We start from the raw sequence: 14,725 nt of genomic DNA, 5'->3' as shown, positions 1-14,725 counted from the left end.
TTATGAACCAGACGAACCGGCAAATCATCGAGGCTGCGATCAACGCAGCCACGGTCGAGGACGCGAATGCACTAGCAGCGATGATCGAAGGGGCGATCGGCACACGGTGGGAGCGCCCGGTAGGAGATCGATACAACAACTACGGCTTGCTTGCATCAAGCGGTTCCTATGAGTACAAGGCCCTCGAACCGGTCACGAACAGCCAGGACGCCGTTCTCGAGCGCCTCGCCGTCAGGAAATGGGGAGCGATCGAAGGCGTGCCTTACTCTTCCCCCGAAGAGGCGGCGGACGACTTGCTGAGCGGTCTCAACTACCAGCAGCAGGCAGACACGGTGACCGTTGCATTCAAAGAGTCGGACCATCCTGCCAGATCGACAAAGCTTCTCACTGTGGTGTACCGCGATGAGGGATGCGGCATGACACCCGAGCAAATCCCGAACACGGTTTTCGCACTGGGGTCGAGCCACAAGACCTCGAGTGCATGGCACCAGGGAGCGTACGGCATCGGCGGCGCTAGCACTTATCGGAATGCGAAGGCGGTGGTGTTGGTCACGCGTCGTGCGCCCGAAATGGGATCGCACGAGGACCTTATCTCCGTGGCCGTGGTTCAGTGGGAGGCGCTCGGGAAGGCCCAATCCGCGTTCTACCTGGTGGCATCGGACCCGGAGCTTCCTGGTGGGGGCGTTCCCTGGTCCGCGCCGGCGAGCGACTATCCCGAATTCGCGTACGGTACCCAGCTGTCGCTTATCTCGTACGGGGTCGAGGGCATCCACCGGGCGCTCCGGTCCGGCGACGAGCGTTCGTTCGATACCATCCTGAACACTCGCTTGTTCCGCCCTGTCATGCCCGTGCGGTTCACGAACGAGGTCACTCGCGGCAAGCGGGAGTATCTCCGCGGGCTTGGAAAGCGCCTGGACGACAATCCCAGCCCGGACCGGCCGACGGACGACGATGAGGTTCTCTACTCTTACGGCGGGCAGACCTACAAGTTGCCCATCCGGTACTGGGTGTTCCCGACCGGGGACAAGGGGTCCCGCAGAAGGTTTGTGGCGAAAGGCCACACTCTGGCCTTTACGTCCAACGGTCAGATCCACCATCACTGGTCTTCGGCGCAGTTCAAGCTGAGGACACGACTTCACAAGCTGGACGAGCGCATCTTCGTACTGGTCGAGACGGACAACCTACCCATCGAGCTCCGGACCGCTCTCTTTACTCCTGATAGGTCGCAGATGCTGTCCAACGAGGCGGCCATTCAGCTCGAAGACCAGGTAGCGGACTTCATTAGTGGTTGGCCGCAGCTGGCGAAGATCAATGACCAACTCGTTCGCGAAGCCGTTGCGAACACCAGCTCAGGGCGTTCAATGACGGACGTGAGCCGTAGGATCTCGTCTGCGTTCAACTTCCGGGGCTTCGGGACCAGCGGCTCTGGCACGAAGGGCGGCTCCGCCGGAGGCAACGGGGGACCTCGTGTCCGTAAGCGGGTCGAGACCTATCCAAACCCGACCACCTTCGAGGGTCCGGATCGCCTCGTGCTAGAGGACGGCAAGTATCGATACGTCGAGTACATGCTTAATGCTACGGATGACTTCCTCGGAGCACGTGGAGATTTGACATTCTCCACGACGAGCGCGGACATCGATGTATCGAAGCACATTCACGTCGGAAAGCTCCGCGACGGATATGTCCGCGTGCAACTACACGTGCCGGAGGGAGCTGCTGAAGGGGAGTTCGAACTGGTGGCAGAGCTGGATGGATGGTTGAAGGCGTCTGGTGGAATGGGCCCTCGCTTCGCGTACACAACCAAGATCCAGATCGTCGATGAAATCTCGACCGGCGGAGCGTCCGGACCAAAGACAGGCACTAAAGGGTCGTCGGCGGGAAGCCAGGTCGCGGTCGTATGGACGACTCCAGAGACTTATGGCGAGTCATGGAACAACGGAACTCCCGGAAGCATCGACGATGTTGCCGCGGCCACATTGGCAGAGCGGGACGACTACAAAGAGTTGGCTTCCCTCGGTGAGACTCCGGTCAAGACGCTCTTCCTCAACGAGACCTACGCCCCATACAAGGCCTACATCTCTGCGCGAGCTAAAGACTTGAAGGACGTAGGGGCTCAGCGCTCGTCCGACCGCTATGCGGTTGGGGTGGGACTAGGGCTCCTGATCATCGACGAGGAGTATTCCAAGGAGACGCATCGCTCCGGGAAGCCAGCGAATGAGGCGGAAATCCGGATCGCTCAGCAAGCAGTGGCCCGGTCGGTGCTGTTCATGATGCCTTCTTACGACGACCTCACAAAGCAGATGGGACTGGACGAAGACCTGTAACAGCAATTCGTGACGACAAGCGACGCGGTGGCCTACCTCTGGATGGTAGGCCGCTGCTGCGGAGGATTGTGTGCTGTAGAGCACAACTTGGTACGGCTGAAGGACAAAGCTCGTGGGTCGTCCCGTCAGAGACATACTTGCTGAAGTCGGGGCTAGAGCCGGTAATGTCCCGGAGCCGCCGTCACGGTTGAGGTGGATGAATTGTGTTGATGTGCGCGCACCCTACGCTAATGGCCGATTGCGCAATGCACATTAGCGGACTCATGGTGGTCGGTGAGGGGGGCAATCTCGACCGATCCAGCACCACAAGGCCGTCCTCCGGTCTCGAGTCTGCAAGACGGGGCGCCTGTGCTGATTGCGGACCCCTCCCATGTGCCGGGCCGCCTGGGCAGGCGCATCAGGCGTCTCTCTATCGGTAGATTTCGATCTTGCTCGGGTCGGTCAATTCGATCTGGCCCACGCCCTTGTACAGGGTGATCCGGCCCGATGTGCAGACCGTCGCTCCACTCTCAATCGGCTCTAACGCTCCAATATCCCAGACCACGATCTGGAAGCGGTCGGGGTCCGGATAGTCCCCGCCGAGGTTGAGGAACACGTCGTCCTCAGGGTTGCCCCACCCGCCAGCGGGCCGCAGACGCGCTGAAAGGTCTCGGCGTATTGAACCGCCTCATTCCACGCGACGCCGCCACCCGGTCGCTGATCGGAAGGTGAGGTGGCGGGCGGCGGATCCCCGGCTGGTGCGGATCCGCTGCTGGGGACTTACTTCCCGGCAGCGTCCTGGACACAAGCCAATTCGTCGGCCTTCTGCTGGGCGAGTCCTGTCGGGGCTGCCCACGAGGGCCCCACACGCGGCGGCCCGATCAACCGGTGCAGGGCGTAACGCGGTGGGCTCGTCGTACGAGTAAGAACTCGAAATGCAAGCGCTCAGCACGACTACGGTAAGGAGGGCCGTGCCCGCGACGATCGGGGCGCTCCCGGTCGCGGTCGCGCAAGCCGAGGGGATCCTGGTCGGCTATCTGCCGGGCCTGGCAATGCGGCGGATCGCGGACTTGCACGCCGGGCACGCCAAGACCGACCCGCGGGACGCGTTCATCATCGCCCAGGCCGCCCGCACTCTCCCGCATGCGTTGCGATCGATCAACATCGAGGCCGAAGCGGTCGCCGAGCTGGGCGTGCTCTGCGGGTTCGACGAAGACATTGTGAAGCAGATCAACCACACCGCGAACCGGTTGCGCGGTCTGCCGTCATCACCTGGTCAACCGGCGCCGCGGCGCCGACCCCGCACGACCGCGACCACGATCAGCACCACCCCCACCACCAGCACGATCGGACCCACCGTGGCCCAGACGGTCGAGCCGCTCATGGCGGAGCCGCCGATCACGTTGAAACCTTGCAGGGTCCAGACCAGTCCCAGGAGGACGAGGATGATGCCGAGGACGAGGAACAGCCACATTCGCTTCACAGTCCGACCATAGTTCGGCGGGGGCGATCGGTGGACGCTCGTTCTAGTTCGGTTGCGCGCCCATCCACTCCGCCGCCAGGGCGCCCAGCACCACCTCGTCCGCGAAGGAGCCGAGCACCCAGGCCGACGCGCGCAGGACGCCCTCGCGGACGAAGCCGTTGCGTTCGGCGGCTCGGAGCATGGCGTGGTTGTCGGCGAGGGTCTCGATTTGGAGGCGCTGCAGGCCGAGGACCACGAAGCCGTAGTGGCACATGACCGCGACCACGTCCGTCCCGAAGCCGCGGCCGCGCGCGGAGGGGAGTAGGCCGAGGCCGATGTGGGCGAAACGGTTGTGGGTGTCGATGCCCCAAAGGGTGGCCATTCCGACGAGGGAGTCGTCGGCGAGGGAGACGACGGAGAACGAGACGACGTCGTCCTTCGAGTTGTCGCCGAGCAGGCGCGCGTCCTGCGCGCCGGGGACGGTGGGACGCCACGGCCGGCCCTGGGCGCGCGAACCGGTGACCTCGTCGTCGTACAGCTCGGCGAGGAGGATCGGGATGTCGTCTTCGTGGCGGGCGCGCAGGGCCACTGCCGTTCCGGTCAGCATCCACCCTTCCTAGCCGACCCGTCGCGGCGGCCGCAACGGGTGTCGGCCGGGTCGCGCGCGGGTCATTCCCGTGTCGGCCGGCGGCGGGGTAGGGTCGGCGGCACAAAGTGCGGACGAAGCGGGAGAGACGTATGACGCGGTACATGATCTTGTTTCCCAGCCCGGCCATGCAGGTCACCGAGGAGGAGCTGCCCGCGGTATCCGACGCGGCCCGGGCGGTCGTTCGGGAGGCGAAAGCGGCCGGCGTTCTCGTCTTCGCCGGCGGGCAGGATGAGAGCGTCGCACCGGTGCTCGTCGCGGGGGACGGGACGGTCACCGAAGGCACGTATCCGCAGACGAAAGAGTTCAGCGGCGGCCTCACCATCATCGATGTTCCGACGCTCGACGAGGCGATGGGGTGGGCCGCGAAGATCGCGGTGGCGTGTCGGTGCTCGCAGGAGGTTCGGCCGTTCGTCTTCGACCCGGACTCGTACTGAAGGTCGCGAGGCCGGCTCCATTCCGGGGTCGGCATACGGCCGTGAGTGTGGATGCGGGTGGGCGTGAAGGCGGGACGGTGGCCGCCGAGTCCTACCCCCAATCTGGGGGCCTTGATCGTGGGATGTGTGGGATGTGCTTCCCGGATTCGGGCCTGACCAGGGATTACGAGACGGTCGCGGTCGGTCGCACCCGTTTCCACAGGGGAGAAGACGCTGTTGCGCGGGCGCTCGCGGCGGGCGTATCTTCAGGCTCGGTGACGGGGATTCTCGCAAACTGACCCGCGGCCATTCAACACTTTTTATAGACACGGTTTTTTCGGGCGCCTCCAACGGCAGCGTTGTTTTTCGAGTACGCATGACGTTCCAGATGGTCGTGGTACCGCGCTGTTACGGCATTGGGGGTGCCACGTGTCCCGGCATTCGATCGGACGGAACGTCCGCGACGCCGAGAACACGCACGCCCCGGAGGCCGTCCGCGAGGCCCGAACGGATGCTCCGCTGAGGCTCTGGCATCGGGCCATTTGGATGCCCGTGGCGATTATCGCGGCGGTGGCTCTTGGGGTGTCGCAGGCGGCAGTTTTCGGTGCGCCGGGGACGGCCGTTGCGGCGGTTTCGCCGAGCGTTGGGACGCAGTCCGCGGCTCCGAAGATGCGGCTCGTGCCGGTCGCTGGACCGCCGTACAGCGTCGTCCAGACCACCACGATCACGGTGCCCGGGACGGGTGAGGCACCGGCGTCTGGACCGTCCACGACAGTGGTCCGGCGGGTCACGTCGGTCGATCCGCGGGTGCTGGCGGCGATCGTCGCGGCTGCCGCGGCGGAACTCACGCGGCAGCAGAGCGCGGCGGCGAGCACGACCACCACGACGGCCCCGCGCACGACGACGACACCGGGTAGCACGAACTGTGTGAGCTCCGGCAGCACGCCGTCATCCACACCGTCGCAGGCGCCCACCTCGACGAGCGGGAACGGGACGGTCACCAGCTCGTCGAGCACGTCCACGTCCAGCAGCACGCTGACGTGCGGTCCGGGCACGACCGGGCCGACGCAGGTCGGGAGCACGCCGACGCCCACGCCGACGCCTACGGCTACGCCGACGCCGACGCCGACGCCGACGCCTACGCAGACCCCGACCCCGACCCCGACCCCGACTCCGACTCCGACTCCGACACCCACCCAGACCCCCGCTCCGACACCGACCCCGACCGACACGTCGACCCCGGTGTCGAACGGCGCCAGTGCGCAGGCGGGCGTCATGCTCGGCGGACGTGGAGCGGCACGCGAGCTGTCCACTATGTCGCTCGCGTCGGTCGACGTGGCCGCCGTGTTGCCCACCGATGGGTCGACTCCCACCGACACCAGCACGTCGACCGACACGAGCACGCCGGCCGACACGAGCGCACCGACCAACACGAGCACGCCGGCGGATGCGACCAGCGCGGCAACCACGCCGTCGACGGCACCCGACCCGACGTCCACTCCGGCCCCGACCTCGACGACGGACCCGGCCCCCACCGACTCCAGCACCCCGGCGGCGACCGACCCGGCCGCGACGGCTCCGACCTCCGCCCCGGCGAACACCACGAGCCCGACCGACCCGAGCACGACACCGACTACCCCGAGCACGACCCCAACCGACCCGAGCACCTCTCCCACCGACCCGACCACCACATCCACCCCGACCACGTTCGCCGCTTTCGCGGCGATGGCCCCGTCCACCCCCGCCGCCACCCCGGCGCAGTGGACCTACGCACCCGACGCCGCGTCCTCGGCGCACACCATCTCGGTGCACGTCGACGGGACCGACCTGGTCGTCACCGACAACGGCGTCGACACGCGCCGGGCACTGTCCGACCTCACCGGCCTCAGCGTGACGACGGTCGGCGGGCAGGTCATCGCGATCACGTTCGACACGTCGGCCGGTCCGATCTCGGTTCCGGTCTCGTACGCGGGCACCGGCGCCGACCTGCTGAAGGTCATCGGCGACCAGCTGCAGTGGAACGTCGGCGCAGCTGGCGCGGGCAGCGTGACCGGCACCGGGCTCGCATCCCTCGACTACACCGGGGCAGCCTCCATCGCGGCGACCGGCAGCGGCAACACCCTGCACGGCCCGAGCAGCGACACCGACTGGACCGTAGACGGCACCGACTCGGGCGCCGTGGCGGGACAGCAGTTCGGCGGCTTCGGCAACCTGGCCGGCGCGTCCGGCAACACGGACACCTTCACGTTCGAGCACGGCGGCAGCATCAGCGGCTCGCTCGACGGCGGCGGGAGCGGCTTCGACAGCCTGGTGCTCCACGGCGTCGGCGGCCAGGTGGTCAGCACCCCGACGGACGCCCACTCGGGCACGATCACGTTCGAGGGCCACGCCATCACGTACGCGGGGCTGGAGCCGATCACGGTGACCGGCACGACCGACCTGGTGATCAACGGGAGCGCCGCGAACGACACGCTGCAGGTCGGACCGGGCACCGGCGGCCAGCTGACGGTGACCAGCCTGACCGGGTCGATGGAGTCGGTGTCGTTCGCGGCGCCGACCGGGTCGCTGAAGATCGTCGACACCGCGACCGGGGTGACCGTGGTCGTCATCGGCGACCTGATCCTCGCCGGGGCCGACCTCGAGATCGACGCGCCGACCATCGTCGTCAACTCGGGTGTGACCATCGACACCCGGGGGGCGGGAGGTGCGGGCAACGTCACGCTCGCGGCTGCGGACACGCAGACGGGCGGCTCGCCGGCCTCGGCGTCCGTGACGGTGAACGGCGCGACCATCCACGCGAAGGCCATCGACCTGGAGGCGACCGCGTCCCAGACGCCGGGGGCCGGCTCCATCCCGGGGATCAACACGGTCACCGCATCCTCGTCGGCCACGGTCGCGGTGCTGGGGGCGTCGCTGCTGGTTGCGACGGGTGACGTCACGCTGCGCAGCTCGTCGACGATGCACGCGAACGTCACCTCCACCGGCACGGGCGCGAGCACGAACGTGGATGCCGCGGTCGCGACGGCGAACATCGACAGCAGCGCGATCACCCACGTGTCGGATGCGTCCACCATCTCGGCCCACGGGGTGCTGATGGTCATCGCCAAGAACCAGACCAGCGTGACCACCACCGGCGATGCGACGGCGGCGACGGCGGGAGCCGGCATCGCTGTCTCGCACGTGACGACGAACACGGCCGCCTACATCGACACGCACAGCAGTGCGGGGGTGGATGCGGGAAGCCTGGTCGTCGCGGCCGACTCCAATGCCACCGTGGTGACGGTCGCGAACGCGAGCCCGGGCGGTTCGACCGGCAACAACTCCAGCCCGAACAGCAGCACCTCGACGGGCTCGCACCCGGGCGGCTACGCGAACGCACCGGGCGGCGCGATCCTCATTGCGGGCGCACTCGCTTTCACGGATGTGACGCAGCGGACCACGGCGTACATCGCGCCGGTCGGCGGCGGCCTGGTGATCGCGGTCAGCGACTCCAGCGGACCGGTCGCAGGTTCTGCGCCCATCTCGGTGCACGCCGGGTCGTCGGGCACGGCGACGAGCGCTGCGGACGGCAGCGGGGTCGGCGGCAGCTCGGCCGGCGTCGGAACGGCGGTCGCCGTGACGGTCGCGGGCGTGGACACGTCGTCGTACGTGGGCAGCGTCACGCTGACGGCTCCCGCGGTGTCCATCGACGCGGCCGCGCAGCAGCCGGCCGGCGGAGCGGCCAACACGTTCGGCGCGACGTCGACGTCGGGTGCGGGCGGTTCCGGAAGCGTCGGCGTGGCTGGCTCCCTCGCGGTCAACGTCGTCACCCTGAACACGGAAGCGAGCGTCGCACCGGGCGGAACCGTGACGGTCGCCGGCTCCGATCTCTCGATCGCCGCCCACTCCAACAACGCGAACACGGTCAAGGCGCTCCCGGGCACGGTGTCCGGGACGACGGTCGGGATCGGCGCGACGGTCGCGCTGAACATCGTCAACGATTCGACGTCGGCGAGCATCCAGAACGGCGCGGCGCTGAGCGGGGCACACGACCTGACGCTCACCTCCACCGCCGTCTCTCCCGCGACGACCGAAGCGCACGGGGGAGCGGCATCGCCCGACATCGCGATTGCGCCGGTCATCGCGATCACCACCTCCAACGTCTCCACGACGGCGCTGGTCGGCACCGGGGCGCCGCTGGTGCTGACCGGTACGTTCTTGGCGACGGCGACCCAGCAGGCTCCCGTGTCCACCACGGCGACCGGCGAAGTGGATGCGGCGGGCGCGGCGGTCGGGATCGCCATCGCGCTGACGTTCGCGACGCACTTCGTGCAGGCGACCACGCTGCGGGATGTCACGGCGACGGGCGACGTGTCCTTCACGGCGACCGGGGCGTCGTCCACCACGACGGTCGCGTCGGCCTCCGCCTCCGGAGCACCGGGCGACGGCGCGCAGGCGACGCCGAGCTCGCAGGCCACCGACGCTCGCACGTTCGCCGACAACGCGGCGCCGACCACCGGCGGCGCTCTGCCGGGCGGTAGCGGAGGCAGCGGCGGAGCGACACCGCCGCAGCCGAGCACCCCGGCGGGAGTCGTGACGGCGGCGGCCGCGCTGGCGCTCACCATCCACACGGCGTCGGCGGACGCATCCATCACCGGGGTGACCATCACCGCCGGGAACGTCAGCCTCCGGGCGACGCTGAACGACTCGGCGACGTCGACCGCCACCGGCAGCCCGGCGAACCGCGGGCCACCGAGCACGGCCACCATCGCCGCAGCAATCGCCCTCACCCTGGCCGACGCAACCGTCCGTGCGAACGTCGGCCCGCAGACCACCATCACCGCGAAGACGCTCACCCTCTTCGCGGGAGTGAACCCCAGCAACGCCGCCGGGGTCACCGACAGCACGGATCGCTTCACCACCACCGCGACGGCAGGCGCCGGCAGCGGAGGGACACTCGGGGTCGCCGCAGCGGTGGCCGTGTCCACCGTCACCCTGTCGACCACCGCCTCCCTCAGCGCAGGCGCAGGCACCGCCCCCACCGTGACCCTCACCGGTGGCAGCGCGGACCTCACGGCCTCCGCCACCTCGAACGCGGCGACCACCACCTCCGCCCTCATGGCAGACGGTGGGACGGGCACCCCGACCACCGGCATCGGCGCGGCCTCGGCGGTCGGCATCGTCAACGACGTGACGGATGCGTCGCTCGGCGACGGCGCGGTCGTCACCGGGGCGCGCAACATCGGGTTCACGGCCAGCTCGACGGATGCGCTCAGCGTCACCGCGAAGTGCGGCGCGTCGGCCGCCAACGTGGCCGTCGCGCCGTACGCGGCCGTCGGGATCTCCGACGTCACGACGACGGCCGGGCTCGGGACGGGGATGCTGCTCGCCCTCAGCGGCACACTCACCGTCTCCTCCAGCCAGAACGCGACGGCCGCGACGTCCGCCACGGGCGCCGTCGCCGGCGGATCGGGCGCGGTCGGCCTGGGCCTGGCGCTCACCGTCGCGAACCACTCGGTGCTCGCGACGGCGGCACGGTCGGTCACGGCCGGTGCCGGGATCGGGCTGAGCGCCTCCGGGATCAGCGTCACCTCGGCAGCATCCACCGCCTCGGCCTCCGGAGCGCCTCAGAACCCGGCCGACTCCGGTCAGGGCGCCGGGGGCGGCGCACCGGGGCCGGGCGTCGACGACCAGGTCGGCGCGGCACGGACCAACGCCGACGGGGTGGCGGCGAGCACCGGCGCGACCGGCTCCGGCGCGACCGCGGCGCCCAGCGCATCCACCGCGGACGGGAAGATCAACGTCGCGGCGGCCGTCGCGGTCATCGTCGCGAACGCGGTCTCGCGGGCGGCGATCGTCGGCACCGGAGTCGTGCTCACCGCGACCGGGGCGGTCACGATCGCATCGGCGGCGAACACGGACGCGGGCAGCACGGCGGACGGCTCGGCCGCCCACGGCGGCACCGCGACGATCGGCGCGGCGGTCGCGATCACGCTGGCGAACACGACGAACGAGGCGCTCGTGCCCGTCGGCGACACTGTGGCCGCGGCTGCGCTCACGGTGGCGGCGACCGTCGCCGACAACGCGGGAGACCACACCTCGACCATCGGCGCGCGAGCGACCAGCGGTGCGGGGGCGCCGGATGCGAAGGTGTCGGTGGCGGGATCGCTCGCGCTCGCGGTGGTCAACGCATCCACTGTCGCGCAGGTCGCCGGGACGGTGACGCTCGCCGGGGGTGCGCTGACCATCACCGGCGCATCGGACGTGTCGTCGACCGTCGCGGCCGACCCGTCCGACGGCTCGGGGGTCGCGTCCGGCAACGTCGGCGTCGGGGCGTCCGTCGCGCTCAACCTGCTCACCGACTCCACCCGGGCGGCGATCGCCGATGGCTCGACGGTTACCGGCGCTGCGGGAGTGAGCGTGACGGCAACCGCCGTCAGTGCCGCGGCGACCGAGGCGAAGATGGGGGCGACCGGAGGGAAGGTCGCCGTGGTCCCCGCGGTCGCGGTCACGCTGGCGACGGTCACGACGGCGGCGCGCATCGGGACGGGCGCGGGGGCGCTCGCCGCGACCGGCGCCGTGTTGGTGTCCGCGTCTCAGACGGCGGGTGCCGCCTCCACCGCCGGAGCGACGGTCGTCGGGGCAGGCACCGCAGGCGTCGGCATCGGCCTCGCGCTGGTGATCGTGAACGACACCGTGACCGCGACGACGGCCCGGTCGATCACGGCCGGTGGCGCGATCACGTTGACGGCGGCCGGGGCGGATGCGAGCTCGGCGACCGCGACGGCCTCGGCCGGCGGGGCGCCCGAGAACGGGACCGCGGGGTCCGGCACGGGTGGCGGCGGGGGAGCCGGCTCCGGGGTCGACGACCAGGTCGCCGCGCAGCGGAGCAACGCGTCCGCCGTGTCGAGCGCCAACGGGGGTGCGGACACGGGGGCGACCGCGACGCCGAGCGCCTCCACCTCCGACGGCAAAGTCAACGCGGCGGCGGCCGTGGCCATGGTCGTGGCGACCACCGCATCCCGGGCCACACTCGAGGGCACGGGATTGACGCTCACCTCTGGGGGGCTCGTCACCATCGCGTCGTCGGCCAACACCGACGCGGCGACGTCCGCCGATGGATCGGCCTCGCAGGGGGTGGATGCGACCATCGGCGCGGCGGTCGCCGTCACGCTCGCGGACGCGACCAACGTCGCCTCGCTTCCGGCCGGTGACACGGTCGCGGCGCGGTCGCTGGCGGTGTCGGCCACCGAGACGGTCAACGGTGCGGACACCCAATCGGTCGTCGGAGCGCAGGCGGTCTCGGGGGCGGGCGGCGGGAAGATCTCGGTCGCCGGGTCCCTGGCGCTCGCGATCGTCAACCAGACCACCACCGCGCTGCTTGGCGGAGCGGCCCACCTGACCGGCGGCGACCTGACGCTGACGGCCGCGTCCAACCTTGCCACGACCGTGACAGCGCTGCCGTCGCCGGGCGGTGTCAGCTCCACCAACCTGGGCGTCGGCGCGTCGGTCGCCCTCGCGATCGTCACCGACACGACGACGGCGACCGTCGACGACGGCGCCGCGCTGACCGGCGCGGCGAACGCGACCCTGACGGCGACGGCGACGGATGCGGCCACGACGGAGGCGCGCATGGGCGCGTCCGGCGGCAAGGTCGACATCGCGCCGGCCGTCGCCGTCACGCTGTCGACGGTGAGGACGGCGGTGCGCGTCGGAGTCGCGGGAGGCGGTGGCGCGATCGTGGTCACGGGAGCCTTCTCGGCGACCGCGACCCAGGTCGCGGCGGCGACATCCACCGCGGGGGCGGTCGTCGCCGGCGGTTCGACCGCCGCGGTCGGCATCGCCCTGGCGCTCACCATCGCCAACCACTCCGTGCTCGCGTCGACGTCCCGCACGCTCACCGCCGGGACGTCGCTGACGCTCGCAGCCGTTGGGACGAGCACCTCGGCCGCGAACTCGACCGCCAGCGCATCCGGCGCCCCGGAGAACGGTGCGAGCGGCGGCGGCTCCGGAGGAGGCGGGGGAGCCGGCGACGGCGTCGACCAGCAGGTCGCGGCGCAGCGCACCACCGCCGACACGACCGCTGCCGCGAACGGCGGTGCCGGATCGGGGGCGACGACGAGCCCGAGCGCGTCGACCTCTGACGGCACGGTCAACGCCGCGGCGGCGGTGGCGATCGTGATCGCGACCACCACATCCCGAGCCGCGGTGGTCGGCGGCGGCCTGGTTCTGACGGCGGCCGGAGCGGTCACGCTGTCGTCGTCGGCGAACACGGACGCCGCGACCACGGCCGACGGGTCGGCGTCGCAGGGCGCGACCGCGACGATCGGTGCGGCGGTCGCGATCACCCTGGCGAACGTGACCAACCAGGCGGTCCTGCCGGTGGCGGACGGCATCCAGGCGGGTGCGCTCACCATCAGCGCGACAGTGACCCCGAGCGGTGCCGACACCACCTCCACCGTCGGCGCCCAGGCGACCTCCGGGGCCGGCGGCGGCAAAGTCTCGGTCGCCGGGTCGCTCGCGCTCGCCATTGTCAACCAGCTGACCACGGCCGAACTCACCGGAAACGTCGCCCTCACCGGCGGTGCCGTCGCCCTGACGGCCGGGTCGAACCTGACGACCACGGCGAAGGCCGAGCCGACCGCCGGCGGCGTCAGCTCGACGAGCGTGGGAGTGGGTGCGTCGGTCGCGCTGGCGATCGTCACGGACACGACCTCCGCCCTCATCGACGACGCCGCGACCGTCATCGGTGCGGGAGCGCTGACGCTGGGTGCGACGGCAGTGGATGCGGCGGCGACCGAGGCGAAGATGGGCGCGGCCGGCGGCAAGGTGGACATCGCACCGGCCGTCGCGGTGACCCTGGCGACCGTGACGACGACCGCCCGCGTAGGCACCGGCTCGGCGACGCTCACGGTGAGCGGTGCGTTCGGCGCGACGGCCACGCAGAAGGCGAGCGCGACCTCCGTCGCGGGTGCCGTGGTGACCGGCGGGTCCACGGCGGCGGTGGGCATCGGGCTGGCCCTGACCCTGGCGACCGACGCGGTGAGCGCGCGCACCGCACGCTCGATCACCGCGGGGACGACGCTGGCGCTGACAGCATCCGGCGTCTCCGGCTCGTCGGCGTCGGCGACCGCGTCGGCGTCGGGGGCGCCGGAGAACGGCGCCGCCGGCAGCGGGTCGGGTGGCGGCGGAGGCGCGGGCGACGGCGTCGACCAGCAGGTCGCCGCGCAGCGGACCAACGCGGACTCGACCGCCGCGGCAAACGGCGGCACCGGCTCCGGCACCACGACAACCCCGAGCGCGTCGACCTCCGACGGCAAGGTCAATGCGGCCGCCGCGGTCGCGCTCGACCTCGCGACGACGAGCTCGCGGGCGACCGTGGAGGGATCGGGCGTCGCTCTGACGGCCGGCGGCCTCGTGACCCTCGCGTCGAGTGCGAACACGGATGCGGCGACCACGGCGGACGGGTCGGCGTCGCAGGGCGCGACCGCGACGATCGGCGCGGCGGTGGCGATCACCCTGGCGAACGTGACCAACCAGGCGCTGCTCCCGGCCGGCGACACCGTCCACGCGCACGCGCTGACCGTGACGGCGACCGAGACGGTCGACGGCGCGGATGCCACCTCGGCCTACGGCGCGCAGGCGACGTCCGGTGCGGGCGGCGGCAAGATCTCGGTGGCCGGTTCGCTGGCGCTCGCCGTGGTCAACCAGGCGACAACCGCCGAACTCGCGGGCAACGTGGTGCTTACCGGTGGGGATGCGACGATCACGGCCGCGTCCGGCGCCACCTCCACGGTGAGCGCCGAGCCGACCGCCGCTGGCGTGACCTCCACGAGCGTCGGGGTGGGCGCATCCGTCGCTCTGAACCTGATCACCGACACGACGACGGCCGTGCTGGATGACGGCATCAGCCTGACCG

The 14,725-nt window shown here is 70.5% G+C and carries 7 protein-coding genes and 1 pseudogene (1 of these 8 running past the window's edge); 4 read left to right on the top strand and 4 right to left on the bottom strand.

Features of this window, described 5'->3' with window-relative positions; all coding sequences use genetic code 11:
- Positions 1–2 precede the first annotated feature (2 nt).
- A complete protein-coding gene (locus tag AB4079_RS05730) occupies positions 3–2,324 on the top strand; it encodes a hypothetical protein (protein ID WP_441786332.1) in 2,322 nt (773 codons plus the stop codon).
- 409 nt (positions 2,325–2,733) lie between these two features.
- Here the strand turns inward: AB4079_RS05730 and AB4079_RS05725 are convergent, their stop codons facing one another.
- Positions 2,734–2,919, bottom strand: coding sequence for a hypothetical protein (locus AB4079_RS05725; RefSeq protein ID WP_441786331.1), 186 nt, complete (start codon positions 2,917–2,919; stop codon positions 2,734–2,736).
- Positions 2,920–3,238: 319 nt separating this feature from the next.
- Between AB4079_RS05725 and AB4079_RS05720 the strand changes: the two are divergent.
- Positions 3,239–3,565: pseudogene (locus tag AB4079_RS05720) on the top strand (IS110 family transposase); the annotation flags it as partial.
- A 14-nt stretch (positions 3,566–3,579) separates the two neighbouring features.
- Here the strand turns inward: AB4079_RS05720 and AB4079_RS05715 are convergent.
- On the bottom strand, positions 3,580–3,777 hold the full coding sequence (locus tag AB4079_RS05715; RefSeq protein ID WP_441786599.1) for a hypothetical protein: 198 nt from the start codon (positions 3,775–3,777) through the stop codon (positions 3,580–3,582).
- 52 nt (positions 3,778–3,829) lie between these two features.
- A complete protein-coding gene (locus AB4079_RS05710; RefSeq protein ID WP_441786330.1) occupies positions 3,830–4,372 on the bottom strand; it encodes a GNAT family N-acetyltransferase in 543 nt (180 codons plus the stop codon).
- 131 nt (positions 4,373–4,503) lie between these two features.
- On the opposite strand from AB4079_RS05710, the gene AB4079_RS05705 reads away from it, so the two are divergent.
- Positions 4,504–4,848, top strand: a complete 345-nt coding sequence (locus AB4079_RS05705) for a YciI family protein (RefSeq protein WP_441786329.1) — start codon at positions 4,504–4,506, stop codon at positions 4,846–4,848.
- Between the two features lie 299 nt (positions 4,849–5,147).
- Here AB4079_RS05705 and AB4079_RS05700 read toward each other — a convergent pair whose 3' ends face one another.
- Positions 5,148–6,566, bottom strand: coding sequence for a hypothetical protein (locus tag AB4079_RS05700; protein WP_441786328.1), 1,419 nt, complete (start codon positions 6,564–6,566; stop codon positions 5,148–5,150).
- On the opposite strand from AB4079_RS05700, the gene AB4079_RS05695 reads away from it, so the two are divergent.
- Positions 6,553–14,725, top strand: partial view of a hypothetical protein gene (locus AB4079_RS05695; RefSeq protein ID WP_441786327.1) — the 5' end (the start) only. 21,416 nt of this gene lie beyond the right edge of the window; the window shows 8,173 of its 29,589 coding nt (coding positions 1–8,173); the start codon lies at positions 6,553–6,555; the stop codon falls past the right edge of the window. The genes AB4079_RS05700 and AB4079_RS05695 overlap by 14 nt on opposite strands.

The sequence above is a fragment of the Leifsonia sp. 2MCAF36 genome (assembly GCF_052115525.1).
GTDB lineage: Bacteria > Actinomycetota > Actinomycetes > Actinomycetales > Microbacteriaceae > Leifsonia.
Note: the sequence above shows the minus strand (reverse complement) of the source record. Positions and strands in the feature narration are given on the sequence as shown.

What these genes read in the sequence shown, in the direction of transcription:
- AB4079_RS05730 (WP_441786332.1), top strand. Translation starts at nt 3, where the DNA reads ATGAACCAGACGAACCGGCAAATCATCGAGGCTGCGATCAACGCAGCC.
- AB4079_RS05710 (WP_441786330.1), bottom strand. Translation starts at nt 4,372, where the DNA reads ATGCTGACCGGAACGGCAGTGGCCCTGCGCGCCCGCCACGAAGACGAC.
- AB4079_RS05715 (WP_441786599.1), bottom strand. Translation starts at nt 3,777, where the DNA reads ATGTGGCTGTTCCTCGTCCTCGGCATCATCCTCGTCCTCCTGGGACTG.
- AB4079_RS05705 (WP_441786329.1), top strand. Translation starts at nt 4,504, where the DNA reads ATGACGCGGTACATGATCTTGTTTCCCAGCCCGGCCATGCAGGTCACC.